The following is a 12,516-nucleotide window of genomic DNA, read 5'->3' as shown; positions in this document are numbered from 1 at the left end:
CAAGTATGAAATCAATCTAGGTTTCAGCCCGAAATTCCGTCCCATCGTCACGAAAATAAAAGGCAATCTCATCAGTAATCGTACTCATTCGAATGGATATTCGTGTGAATTCTTCAATAATACCGCGATCGACTTCACAGAAAACACCATGCTCATCGGTTTGCCATACGGATACCGTTGTTTGAGATAGCGCAGCTATAAATAGATCTCCATCGGATGTCAACGTCATCATCATGATTATCGCCATCTCCTTCGGTCGCCGCTCCATGGCGGCTGGCTGAATCGTAAGTCATGTTCCTAATCGTTCCGTTGTTACTTGAGTATATTCGCGGTTATCTACGAAATGCGAATTTAGCGAGATATGTTCTTATTCTACTATGTAATTCTAGTCGTTACCTTTTGGTAACGGCTTTTTGCTGTTCCAACAAGAATTGACCTAATCGTTCTTCACGGTTTATCTCCCAATTCAAATGGTCATAATGGAAAAGGGATGAGACTAAGGAGGGACTCACATCATGCCTGATGATGCAACGATTCCTATTGACCCGAATGTGGAGATAAACCTTGAACGAATCATGATGGATTTAGGTGGAAGCGACGATGTCGTCATTCGAGAAATACAAGATGACGGCACTTTGATAGTAGCGGCCGCAGTTGTATATATCGATGGACTTTCTGATACGTTGGCGATTAATACTTATATTTTTGATGTGTTAAAAATGATGGTAAGGAATGTCACTCAGGACGCACATGGAGATAGCCTAAATACAGAAACTATTGCCAAAGAACTGATGACAGGATTAGGCTGCATTCAAACCGTAGCAGATATGGCAACTCTGTATGAAAATCTACTCTCTGGCGAGGCTATAATTTTCTTTAATCAGCAGCACCACGCCTATCGCGCAGACATTCGTCAATGGAAGGGACGGGATGTTACTGAATCCACTAACCAGACAGCCGTTCGTGGTCCTAGGGAAAGTTTTACCGAGACACTTCGCACCAATACTGCGTTAATCAGACGTAAAATTAAAGACCCCAGACTGTGGTTGGAGACAATATCCATTGGTCGGATGACCAAAACTGACGTAACGATGATGTATATTAACGGGATTGCTAAGCCATCTGTAATCGATCTCGTTCGCTCTAGATTAAGAGCAATTGATATCGATAGCATTTTGGACAGCGGATATATCGAGGAATTAATCGAGGATAATAAATTTTCACTCTTTCCAACTATTTATAATTCTGAGCTGCCTGACTCCACAGCGGCCCAATTATTAGAGGGAAAGGTAGCGATTCTCGTAGATGGTACACCAAATATTTTGTTAGTGCCTACGCAGCTTGTTACTTTTTTTCAATCAGCAGAGGACTATTATCAGCGAGCCTACTATGCCACTCTTCTTCGGATACTTCGATTTAGCACAGTATTTATTTCCTTGCTGTTGCCTTCCATTTATATCGCAATAACGACTTTTCATCGCGATATGCTGCCAGCTTCACTGTTAATTGGCCTGGCGGCGCAACGTGAAGGGGTGCCGTTACCCGCATTTGTGGAGGCGTTAGTCATGGAGTTGACCTTTGAGATATTGCGAGAAGCAGGTCTTCGCATGCCGAGAGCCATTGGACAAGCCGTATCTGTTGTTGGCACGCTTGTCATCGGACAAGCTGCAGTAGAAGCGGGAATTGTCTCGGCAGCTATGGTTATTGTCGTTTCAGTAACAGCGATTTCAACATTTACGTTGCCAGCGTATAGCATGTCTATTCCAGTGCGACTGCTTCGGTTTGTATTTATGGGAGCTGCGGCAAGCTTTGGATTATTTGGGATTGCGATGGGGATGTTTGTGTTATTACTACATTTGTGTGCTCTTCGTTCTTTCGGAGAGCCTTTTATGTCTCCATTTTCACCTTACCGTAAAGCTGATTTAGAGGATACGTTGGTTCGATTACCGCGATGGCTTACGTTTAAACGTCCTGAGACATCGCTCGATGAAGGCAGTGATCGAATACGAAAGTAGTAGCAAGGAGGCGCAGTAGGATGAAATATAAATTAACTGTTATGCTGCTTTGCTTACTACTGCTATCGGGTTGTTGGAGTAGACGTGAATTAAATGAGCTGCTTATTGTCCTTGGAGTTGGAGTGGATTGGAAGGATGGCGAGTATTTGGTTTCGTTTCAAGTCGTTAATCCAAGTGAAATATCTGCACAACGAAGAGGGGGAGATCGTCCGCCTAGCACGCTCTATCAAGGTAGAGGAAAGACGTTATTTGAGGCAGCAAGGTCTTTAACAGCGGAGGCACCACGGAAAGTGTACATGGGACATTTGCAAATGTATGTCATTGGAGAGGAATTGGCGAAGCGAGGGATTAAAGATTTTCTGGATAATTCAGTTCGTGATAATGAATTGCGCATGGATTTTAATATCGTTGTAGCAAGAGGAGATATGGCGGAGAATATTTTGAAACTATTTACGCCCGTCGAGAAATTATCTAGTTATAGTATGCAGCAATCCTTACAGACTTCACAAAGGTCTTGGGCACCGACTGTCGCTATGACATTGGATGAAGCGTTGAATAAGCTGTCGGGCAAAGGTTTCGAACTAGCGTTAACGGGTATCAAATTAATTGGAGACACTTCTATGGGGGAATCGAAAAAAAACGTAGAATTCTTTCAACCTCCCAGCCGATTCCGCTATATGGGTATCGCGGCTTTTAAAGAAGACAAGTTAATTGGCTGGCTGGATGAGCAGGAAAGTAAAGGATATACGGATATAACAAACAATTTGGATAGTACATCTATTGAAATTCCTTGTGCGGAACAGAAATATACGGGAATTGAAATTACATCCTCTGATTCTAAATTGAAAGCAAGCATTGAGAACGGTAAACCAGTGATTGATGTTTCCATACGAGCGGAAGCAAATATTGTGGACAGACAATGCAGAGATATCGATTTGAAGGATCCTCAAACGATCAAGCGACTTGAGCAAGAAACAAGACAAATCATACAATCGAATGTGGAAGCGACCGTTACTCGAGCGAAGAAAATGAAATCGGATTTAATCGGTTTTGGCAGTCAACTCGGTAAGGATCAGCCTGCGTATTGGAAAGAAGTTAAAGAAACGTGGAATGATGAGATGTTTCCTCAAACAATTGTCAACTATAAGATCGAATTGTTTATAAGAAAAACGGGGACAATTGGGAATTCAACCATGCAATAGGCATGGAGAAAGGCTTGGTCTTGAATGGCGTCTGTATTCACTGTTCTTGCGTTAGCCGCGGGTACGTTCTGGCTAGAAGCGCCTAAACTAATACGTCAAAATCATAGACGAGAGTTTGTTATTTTCATCATGTTCCTACTAATAGCTAGCGTGCTGTATATATTGCTCACATTAGAGATCGTGTTACCAAATCCATTCAAAATCGTTGCTTGGATGTTTGGATGGATGGATTAAATGGGCTCGCTGCTGGGACAAGGAGGTACGAATGAGAACATTTGATAATGCTACTATATCCATACGCCAGTTTACGATTTTAATCATTCTTGGCGTTATTGGAGACTCGATTCTCATTATGCCGACCATCCTCGCGGCCTCTTCCAAGCAGGATGCGTGGTTGTCCATGTTGTTAGCCGTATGCCTTGGATTCGTTGTGGCGGGGCTATTCGCTAGTATTGCAAATAAGCTTCGTAGACGAAGACTCTTCAATCTAATCAGACTAAATCTGGGTGTTTGGTTTGGAAGTTTGTTTATTTTATTATTTCTGTTCGAATTCTATATGTGTTCACTTACTTTGTTAAGTGAAATGAGTCAATTTATGACTACACAATTAATGCCAGAAACACCCATCAATGCGATCATCGCTGTATTTATTCTGGTCATTATTATAGCTTACAGGTATGGTGTTGAAGCATTTGCACGGATGGGAGAGCTGCTTTTTCCTGTGTTTATGCTTTTATTCCTAGTTCTCCTTGTTTTATTACTGCCTCAAGTGGAATTCTCAAACTTGAAACCTTTTGTGGCAGAAGGAATGGGTGTCATTTTTCAGGGAGCAATCATGGCTTTTGTAACTGCTTTTACAGAAATGATTGTACTACTTATGCTTGTATCAAATGTTGTCGGTTCTACATCACTAACTAAACCAATCTTAATAGGTTTCGCAATTGGTGGTGCCATTTTATTTATCATTGTGATTCTGTGTGTACTTGTGTTAGGACCCAATTTAATGGAAACGAAGTATTATCCGACTTTCGTACTCGCACAGAAAATAACGATAGGACATTTCTTAGAACGGTTAGAAGCTGTAATGGCTTTTCTATGGTTCATATCGGTGTTTTATAAAACGTTACTTATCTTTTTCTCCTTGACATCAGGACTAGCAGAACTGTTTCAGTTAAAGGAAAGTCATATGCTGACCATACCGGTTGGTATGCTGTTACTCGTGGGAACAGTCGCAGGTACACCTAATATTACGCTATATAATGCGATTCTTGAGTCTTACTATCCTTGGTTTGACATTGCGTTCTGTATCATGCTTCCCGCATTCGTGCTCATCTTGTTTTATATCCATGATCTCCGAGATAAACGAAAGAAGGGACCACAGCGCGACGCTGAGTTGTTGCAGGAAACGTGAGCAAGTCAATCAAACTGAACTAAACCTAATCTCAGGAGGAAGACCCCATGGATCGACTATTCAAATTAAAAGAGCGTGGAACTACCGTTGCAACAGAACTATTGGCAGGAGTGACGACATTCCTAACCATGGTTTATATCGTGATCGTAAATCCTGGGATATTAAGCACGACGGGGATGGATTTCCATGGTGTATTCATGGCAACTGTGCTAGCCAGTATTGTAGCCACACTGATCATGGGGCTCTTTGCCAATTATCCGATTGTGATTGCACCAGGAATGGGATTAAATGCTTACTTCGCTTTTACAGTTGTGGGAGGGAATGGGGTTCCATGGCAAGTAGCGTTAGGAGCAGTTTTTATTGCTGGCATGTTGTTCATAGTGCTGTCGCTCACTTCTTTTCGTTATGTATTGCTCGACGCGATTCCCGCTAGCCTTAAACACGCCATTACCGCAGGAATTGGACTCTTTATCACCTTCATTGGATTACAAAATGCGAAAATCATTGTAAGCTCACCTGCAACCTTACTCACGCTAGGCAATTTGAGAGAGCCCATGACGGCACTTACCTTGATCGGACTTATCATTTCACTTGTATTACTGGCTTATCAGGTACGCGGTTATCTATTCTTTGGTATGCTGATTACTGCCGTTCTTGCTTGGATGTATGGGCTTATAGCATTGCCAGATACCTTCGTCGCAGCTCCAACAGGACTAGTGGCAACAGCTTTTCAACTCGATATAAAGGGTGTCTTTACCAGTGGTCTATATGCGGTCATTTTCACATTCCTATTGATCACTTTATTCGATACAACCGGAACAATGCTGGGGGTGGCTGAGCAGGCGGGGCTTCTCAAAGTGAATAAATTTCCACGTTCGAGAGGTGCTCTTCTGGCGGATGCGGTTGGTACCACAACGGGGGCATTACTGGGGACAAGTCCAACATCAGCTTATATCGAATCTAGTTCTGGTGTCGCAGTTGGTGGAAGAACAGGACTCACTGCTGTCATTGTTTGTCTCCTGCTATCGTTGACCTTATTGTTCTCGCCAATTATTGCAGTTCTTGCGAGTATACCGGCAATAACAGCGCCTACTTTAATCATCGTAGGTTTCCTCATGATGAACGTGTTACGACAAATTGAGTGGCAGGACCTGGAAGAAGCTTTTCCAGCATTTCTGATCGTTGTTCTGATGCCACTGACCTACAGTATAGCCACGGGGATAGGCATTGGATTCATTGTTTATCCGATACTCAAAGTTGTTCGGGGCAAAAGAAAGGATGTTCATCCAATATTTTATCTATTTGCGGTTTTGTTCTTTATTCAAATTGTATGTTTCACCCATTAACTTTTAAATGCGTGCATGACTAAGCAGACGCTGCGGCGTACTGCTTTTTGTTGTTTCTATCAGCTCTCAATCGGGCATAGCATGATCCGCTTTCATACCATGCCTTTCTGGACAAGGAACATAAACTATCTAAACTACTATAGTGAGAGAGTGGTGCAGATGGGGAAAGGACTTCTCGCGGAGGTTGCGGTTAAATATGATTTGTCGATCCAACAAGTGGTACTCATGCGTAATACTTCACGTTCTTATGTCTTAAAAATCATAACACACCAGGGCAGCTTTCTATTGAAAAGAATGCATATGGATGAGCTTCGCTTGCAGTTTATGGTGGAAGTCGAAGATTTTCTTAGATGCCGAGGCATCAACATTCCAACTATTTATCAGACAAATGAGAACAAGAATTACATGTTGTATAAAGGTTATTTCTATGTTCTTCAGGAATGGATTAATGCCGTACCTTATCCACTGATTAATGTAGACAACGTAGTTCAGCTAGCTGTTTTACTGGGCAGGATGCACGCGATATCCAACGAGTTTCAATTTCCCAATAGTTCAATCCGAAATAGGGGAGCAGATTGGGAGCAAGAGTATGAAAAGGCTCTGCACTTTTTGGGAAAATGGAAAGAAATGAATGCATGCGTTGAAGAACCCTGGCGTATAGCCGTGTTAACATATATTGATTTTTACATGCGTACTGGTGAGTTTGTAATAGAAAGCGTTAAACAACAGTCAGGTTATATGACCTGGGGGGAAGTTCACAGTCGCATGGTACTAAGCCATCATGATTTTCATACTCAAAATATTTTACTAGATGAAGCAGGGAAGATTTATCTCATTGATTGGGAATTTGTCCGATATGATTTGCCATCCAGAGACATAAATCGATTACTATTTGCCATGATAAAGAAGTCGAAAACTTGGAATCATCATGTTTTTCTTAAGGTAATGCGTGCTTATCTGAGAATGAACACATTATCTAGGCAAGAAATGAAGCTTCTATATCTTGATTTGGCTTTTCCTCATAATCTGTGCCGCAATCTAATTTTGGGCAAATTCAGTCGGATGACTGTAATTCAAATCAACGAGCTATTGCAGAAAGACATGGAAAAGAGCCGATTTATGATGGAGTCGTATCTTAAACATTAGCAAGCGACAAGAAAGAAAAAAAATGCCTCACAAACCGTATAGGCTGCGAGACATCTGTATGAATTAATAGGCTAATGCGAATAGGCCGTGAATATGTGAAAGATAACGAACGTTGCTTGCTTCTTTCATTAATGTAGCAGGTAAGCCCTTCAACTGTGTGTTTTTACCGCCGATTGTGCCAATGCCATCTTTACGTCCGAGGCTGCCAAGTGTTCCGGAGAATACAGGTACGAATTTATCCATAACGCCGCCTTTAAGTTGAACAGACAAATTGTAACCAACCGTCTCACCCATTTGCCAAGCAAGTTGTGCAGTAGGAGGGTAAGGTCTTTCACTACCTTCTGGGAATACAACCGCACAATCACCTGCCAAGAAAATATCAGCATGAGATGTAGATTGCAGTGTCGATGTTACCGTAGCGCGACCGCGATCTTCAGCGATCCCACAGCTGCCGACAACTTGGTTGCCTTTGACGCCGCCAGTCCAAATAATCGTGCTTGCTTCGATCGTTTGTCCGCTTTTCAACGAAACCGAATTATTCGTAGCTTCTGTGATCGCAACACCTGTCAGGAACGTAACGCCACGCTTCTCAAGACTTGTGACAGCACGTTCAATGAGAACTGATGGGAATACAGGTAGAATGGATAGGCCTGCTTCCACACAGTAGATGGAGATATCAGCCCAATCAATACCTTTAGCACGACATACTTCAGGAAGCTTATCTGCGAATTCACCAACGAGCTCTACACCTGTTAAGCCACCACCGCCGACGACAATTGTTGCATCTGCTTTATTACCAGATACTTTATAAGCGTCCAAGCGAGCTTCAACATGTGCACGGATCCGGTTTGCGTCAGAAGCTGATTTCAGAATCAAACTGTTCGCTTCCAATCCAGGAATGCCGAAGTAGTTCGTTTCACTACCAAGTGCTACAACTAGTGCATCATACTTATATACGCCACCGCTGTTCGTAAGGACTTGTTTCTCATTTGGTTTAATCTCTTGGACTGTATCAACGACGATATTGACATTTTTGTCGCCGAGTAGTTTTTGAAGGGGAAGTGCAACGGCTTGTTCTTTAATTGTGCCGCCTGCTAATCGATGTAACTCGGTAATGATTTGGTGCGTTGAGAATTTATTAATGATCGTAATGTTAGCTTCAGAAGCAGATAAATGTTTACGTGCAGTTAACGCAGTCAAGAGACCACCGTACCCGCCGCCAAGAATTAAAATTTGTTTAGCCATCGTTACCATCCCTTGTCCGGATTAATTTTTTCGTTCCGCGAGTACGTTTAAGAATGCTTGAGCAAATCGAAGTGTTTTCTGCACTTCAGGGTCTTTCAGCATTTTCAGCATACCGAAAAGACCTATGGTTGTACTTACGTCAGCTTGCGACCGCTCACCAGCTTCAATAGCTGCCGATGCTATGTTTTTTGCTTTCTCTTGTACAGGCTTTACGAATTCCCCAATACCTTGGGCAAAATCATTGATGAGTACTTTGTCAGTGGCCACATTTTGTGCGAAATCGTAAGCTTTGGTTAGCATGGTTACCATTTCAGCTAGTTTAGGGAGATTATCCACCAAAAGTGATAACGATTCTTGCACCTCGGGCTTCAGTAATTGGTCAAGTACGTCTAATGATTTGGTTTCAGCAACAATTGGAGCTGGTACTTCTTGAATAGTTGATGTCTGCGACATATGACAAATCCTCCTTTGCGTAAAAAAAACGTATTACATTATTCTACACCTTTTGACAATAAATTTATAAAGGCAGATATTTCAAATTGGTGAACAAATTGACCCTGATCGTTCAATTTTCTGATATATCGCCACTATTCGTGATTATACATCCAATCGTCAGCTCGGTTTCCAATTTAGGATAATAATCTTGACGCCAATTCGGAAGTTGATTGATCGATAGTGTGTTTCTGAAATTTTGTCCGGTGTTTAAAGCATCTGATCCTAAAGTCTTTAGCTGACCAAATAGCTCCTCATACCTTCTTTTCATATCTTTTGCGATTGTTTCCTCAATCTGTTGCTCATTCAAAGCACCATTATTTTCAATAAGATGTAAAGAAAGCTGCATATTCATTTGAAGTACGGGATGCTGATCACGCCAACTGGTACGTATTCGATTATTACATTTTACAATGGCAACGCTTACTTGATCCGATACTTGAACTACGGATCCTTGAAATAATTCCTCATATAAATTTATTAGCAAAGATTGCTCTTTTTTAATCTCTCCTTTCATTTCTCCTTTAGCCATGACCGCAGAACCTTGAAACTCCAACATCGTTGATTTCCCCGATCGCAGGATCGGTATAGTGACATCTCCTGTATCTGAGTGGATAGCGCCGAAGGTTTTCCAAACATAAGCCAAATTAATCTCAGGACTCCAGCCTGCATTTTTATTGAAAAAGTTCATTAGTGCGCTTCCGTCAGTTTGAATAACACGCCCTGTATGAGCTAGAAAAGCCCCGATTTCTTCTGACGTGATTGCGACAAGCGCTTTGGTAGGTACTTGTTGGGTTCTTGTAATGAAGGTTATCGCTTCTTGAATCCCATCTTCCGCAAATGCTCGATCAAATACGATTAATTGTACATGCATAAAATCGATGCCTGCTTCAATATCCGTATCAATATCAGTTAGTGCTTTACTAATCGTGTCGGCTTCCTTGTAATAAACCTTAGAGACTAGTCCTTGCTTTTCCGGTAAAGGTACTTGAATGTGGATCCTGTATTTATTGGTTTTACCGTATGAGACGCCCATTACAATAGGTAGAACCCGATGATTGACGTCCTTGATATCCCAACAACCCGTTAACAATACCGCACATGTGATTAGTAGAGCTCCAACTTGAAGCTTACGCATCATTTTTGAAAACCTTCTTTCTTACCGCTCTTTGAATGAAACTACCTCGTATATAGACGACAATGGGTATGACCAAAAAGACAAATATACGGAACCCAATATCGATGGTGTACATCTTCACGTAAAAACTCCAGTTTGGAATCATCGCTGATCCCACAAAAACAAGTAAGCAAAGAATGGGTCTAATATACGACTCCTTCCACCGTGGCACCATTTTTCGAACTAACACGGCGGAAGACCAGAGTGCAAAGGAGGTAATTAATAAGACGAAAGCAAGCACTGCAACGGCATAGAATAATGAAATTCGGTTAAAAATTGTCCAGGTGAAATTGACCGTGTCAATACTCGTTACCAGTGGGAAATTCAATAGTGTTGCAGCGTTGATTCCATATACAAGGATTGGAATATAAATAATAACCACATAAAGTATAGTTATAGGAATCATTGTAAACAGCATAGGCTTCATCCGAACTTTGATAACTGGAGGTAGCATGCCAAGAAGAAGAAAAGGACAAATCGAGAACAATGGAACAAGAAACTTTCCATGTTGCAAAAAGTCAAAGTTTGTATTTACAAGCGGAAAGATGTTGGTAAAAGTTGAATTAACAAGACAACCTACTAGTGCGAATATAAGGGCAGGTAAATGCAAGAGTGAGATTAATGTACTAGCCCTTAAGATGCCTTGTGGGCCAATGGATGATCCAAGTAAAGTAATGAAACTAAGCAAAATCAAAATTGAAAATAACGGTGAACGAACCACGAAAACGATAATCATTAGTTCGGCAAAACCGCGAATTCCCAAAACCCCGATCATGAGTATATAGATAACAAGTGGAAGAAGCAGGACTATGCTGATCCATCTGCCAAGAGGAAGAAGTATATCAGCATAATCCAAGTCCCCAGATTTGTTCAAACCTTTTAGCAAAATAACCATGAGTATTATTTCAATAAGTGTATACATAGCGGCTGGTTCCCAATGGCCAAATTTCGTTGTATGTAACACAGCTCTAGGAAAGAGCAGAAAGATGATGCTGCAGTGGGCTCCTATGAAAAATAAAGGGACGGTTAATGTTGAAATCAATCGAGAGCTCACGGGAGTCACTCCTTTCCTTGTCCTATGTTTGCCTTATCTTCTTGAAATCGAGAAATTTCATAAAGGGTATACCAAAGTGTTCTATTTTACACACATAAAAGCAAATGGCTATAAAGCCAGCGAACAAACCGAAGACACCAAAAATACCAGAGAGCACAACGATGGCAGTTCTCATTATTCGAATATTCAAGGTGTTTAAGTAATTAGGAAAAGCAAAGGTGGCAGTTACGGAAACCGATAGTACAATAATAACAAGGCTGCTTACCAGCTTTGCATCGACAATGGCCGTTCCAAGAACAATGCCTCCTATGACCGTAATGGATCCCGCAATGTTTTTGGGTAATCGCTGTGTAGATTCAATACTGATCTCGCTAATAATTAATAAGAAAGCCATTTCTAAAAATGTAGGTAGTGGGACGCCAATTCGGCTGCTTGCAACAGAGAGTGCAAGTTCAATTCGCAAAGCTTCCGGATTTACTGAAACTAAGGCTACGTATAGTCCAGGTGTCAGCAAAGCGATAACTATGCTCATTAAACGCAAGCATCGGAGACCAAGCATAATGAGGAATGGAAGTTGTCTATCCCACTCTATTGAAATAAAATCACCGAAGAGCAGAGGAAGCACGTAAGCAACAGGTTCTCCTTCTATCAGCATGACCACTCTTCCTTTCATTATGGAGGAGATCGCTTGCATAGGAATTTCAGTTTTATAGAAGGGAGAAAGTAAGTCATATCGACTGCAGTCTAGTATTTCCATCAGATCTTGACCACTCTGTAAATCCCTGTTTGAGGCATTTTGCAAAAGGGTCTTAACTTGTCGCAACAGGTCCGTATCGACAAGTTCTGAATGATAAATTAAGGAAGCCTCTTTCGTTGCTGCTCCTGTAAATGTAAAACCTTCAGCAACTAAGGATTGCGAATTCATTCCTTTTCTAATGAGTCCGATATTCGTGGTTAACGGTTCCATGAAGGCGATCGCTGGAGCAAATGGCATCGATTCATTCTCTGGTCTTTCAATAGCCCTGGCTAGGGATGTTGGCTTTCCTTGAAAACTGAATGCTTGTTCGCCATTGGCATTAATTAAAATGACTTGTCCTTGTTGAAGCGCATTCATCTCTTCAGGTTTCCACGCCTTTCCAACCAAGTGCCTACAAATGTCTTCATAGGAAACTGTGGGGGAAATTCCAGAATTCCAAATAAACGTAATGGTCTCCTGTACATTTACAACAGAGTCATAACATACTAACCAGATATGTTCTTCTCCAAGTTGCAGCATTTCAATTTTCAGATCGCGATTTAACTTACTATTTTTTAGCATCACATCTAAAAAATTATTCATGGCTAACCTCCCAGAGGTAGTGTTTACTATAAACTGGAAATTATTCAAATGAACTCCTTGATGAAATAAGCAAATAGGGATTCTCAGCT

General features: G+C 41.4%; 12 protein-coding genes. 6 read left to right on the top strand and 6 right to left on the bottom strand.

Going from position 1 to position 12,516, the window contains the following annotated elements; all coding sequences use genetic code 11:
• Positions 1-16: 16 nt before the first annotated feature.
• On the bottom strand, positions 17-235 hold the full coding sequence (locus HQN88_RS05460) for a hypothetical protein (protein WP_173109218.1): 219 nt from the start codon (positions 233-235) through the stop codon (positions 17-19).
• Positions 236-515: 280 nt separating this feature from the next.
• On the opposite strand from HQN88_RS05460, the gene HQN88_RS05455 reads away from it, so the two are divergent.
• From HQN88_RS05455 to HQN88_RS05430, 6 genes are all read left to right on the top strand, one after another.
• A complete protein-coding gene (locus tag HQN88_RS05455) occupies positions 516-2,015 on the top strand; it encodes a spore germination protein (protein WP_173109217.1) in 1,500 nt (499 codons plus the stop codon).
• Positions 2,016-2,035: 20 nt separating this feature from the next.
• Positions 2,036-3,217 (top strand): Ger(x)C family spore germination protein, encoded by a 1,182-nt coding sequence (locus HQN88_RS05450; protein ID WP_173109216.1) that lies wholly within the window; start codon positions 2,036-2,038, stop codon positions 3,215-3,217.
• Between the two features lie 24 nt (positions 3,218-3,241).
• Positions 3,242-3,451, top strand: coding sequence for a hypothetical protein (locus HQN88_RS05445; RefSeq protein WP_173109215.1), 210 nt, complete (start codon positions 3,242-3,244; stop codon positions 3,449-3,451).
• 31 nt (positions 3,452-3,482) lie between these two features.
• The gene (locus tag HQN88_RS05440) at positions 3,483-4,628 is read left to right on the top strand and encodes a GerAB/ArcD/ProY family transporter (RefSeq protein ID WP_173109214.1); all 1,146 of its coding nucleotides are present in this window, start codon (positions 3,483-3,485) and stop codon (positions 4,626-4,628) included.
• Between the two features lie 47 nt (positions 4,629-4,675).
• Entirely contained in the window at positions 4,676-5,974 is a 1,299-nt protein-coding gene (locus HQN88_RS05435; RefSeq protein ID WP_173109213.1) for an NCS2 family permease, read from the top strand.
• A 159-nt stretch (positions 5,975-6,133) separates the two neighbouring features.
• Positions 6,134-7,120 (top strand): phosphotransferase, encoded by a 987-nt coding sequence (locus HQN88_RS05430; RefSeq protein WP_246320086.1) that lies wholly within the window; start codon positions 6,134-6,136, stop codon positions 7,118-7,120.
• A gap of 63 nt (positions 7,121-7,183) precedes the next feature.
• On the opposite strand, the gene HQN88_RS05425 is transcribed toward HQN88_RS05430, so the two are convergent.
• From HQN88_RS05425 to HQN88_RS05405, 5 genes are all read right to left on the bottom strand, one after another.
• Positions 7,184-8,365 (bottom strand): NAD(P)/FAD-dependent oxidoreductase, encoded by a 1,182-nt coding sequence (locus HQN88_RS05425; protein ID WP_173109211.1) that lies wholly within the window; start codon positions 8,363-8,365, stop codon positions 7,184-7,186.
• A 21-nt stretch (positions 8,366-8,386) separates the two neighbouring features.
• Positions 8,387-8,818, bottom strand: coding sequence for a DUF1641 domain-containing protein (locus HQN88_RS05420; protein ID WP_173109210.1), 432 nt, complete (start codon positions 8,816-8,818; stop codon positions 8,387-8,389).
• A 112-nt stretch (positions 8,819-8,930) separates the two neighbouring features.
• Positions 8,931-9,998 (bottom strand): Ger(x)C family spore germination protein, encoded by a 1,068-nt coding sequence (locus HQN88_RS05415; RefSeq protein ID WP_173109209.1) that lies wholly within the window; start codon positions 9,996-9,998, stop codon positions 8,931-8,933.
• On the bottom strand, positions 9,988-11,088 hold the full coding sequence (locus HQN88_RS05410; RefSeq protein ID WP_173109208.1) for a GerAB/ArcD/ProY family transporter: 1,101 nt from the start codon (positions 11,086-11,088) through the stop codon (positions 9,988-9,990). The genes HQN88_RS05415 and HQN88_RS05410 overlap by 11 nt, the downstream gene beginning before the upstream one ends.
• 22 nt (positions 11,089-11,110) lie before the next feature.
• On the bottom strand, positions 11,111-12,475 hold the full coding sequence (locus tag HQN88_RS05405; RefSeq protein WP_173109207.1) for a spore germination protein: 1,365 nt from the start codon (positions 12,473-12,475) through the stop codon (positions 11,111-11,113).
• Between the last annotated feature and the right edge of the window lie 41 nt (positions 12,476-12,516).

The sequence above is a fragment of the Paenibacillus qinlingensis genome (assembly GCF_013204845.1).
GTDB classification, from domain to species: domain Bacteria; phylum Bacillota; class Bacilli; order Paenibacillales; family NBRC-103111; genus Paenibacillus_E; species Paenibacillus_E qinlingensis.
Note: the sequence above shows the minus strand (reverse complement) of the source record. Positions and strands in the feature narration are given on the sequence as shown.

What these genes read in the sequence shown, in the direction of transcription:
- HQN88_RS05460 (WP_173109218.1), bottom strand. Translation starts at nt 235, where the DNA reads ATGATGATGACGTTGACATCCGATGGAGATCTATTTATAGCTGCGCTA.
- HQN88_RS05455 (WP_173109217.1), top strand. Translation starts at nt 516, where the DNA reads ATGCCTGATGATGCAACGATTCCTATTGACCCGAATGTGGAGATAAAC.
- HQN88_RS05450 (WP_173109216.1), top strand. Translation starts at nt 2,036, where the DNA reads ATGAAATATAAATTAACTGTTATGCTGCTTTGCTTACTACTGCTATCG.
- HQN88_RS05445 (WP_173109215.1), top strand. Translation starts at nt 3,242, where the DNA reads ATGGCGTCTGTATTCACTGTTCTTGCGTTAGCCGCGGGTACGTTCTGG.
- HQN88_RS05440 (WP_173109214.1), top strand. Translation starts at nt 3,483, where the DNA reads ATGAGAACATTTGATAATGCTACTATATCCATACGCCAGTTTACGATT.
- HQN88_RS05435 (WP_173109213.1), top strand. Translation starts at nt 4,676, where the DNA reads ATGGATCGACTATTCAAATTAAAAGAGCGTGGAACTACCGTTGCAACA.
- HQN88_RS05430 (WP_246320086.1), top strand. Translation starts at nt 6,134, where the DNA reads ATGGGGAAAGGACTTCTCGCGGAGGTTGCGGTTAAATATGATTTGTCG.
- HQN88_RS05425 (WP_173109211.1), bottom strand. Translation starts at nt 8,365, where the DNA reads ATGGCTAAACAAATTTTAATTCTTGGCGGCGGGTACGGTGGTCTCTTG.
- HQN88_RS05420 (WP_173109210.1), bottom strand. Translation starts at nt 8,818, where the DNA reads ATGTCGCAGACATCAACTATTCAAGAAGTACCAGCTCCAATTGTTGCT.
- HQN88_RS05415 (WP_173109209.1), bottom strand. Translation starts at nt 9,998, where the DNA reads ATGATGCGTAAGCTTCAAGTTGGAGCTCTACTAATCACATGTGCGGTA.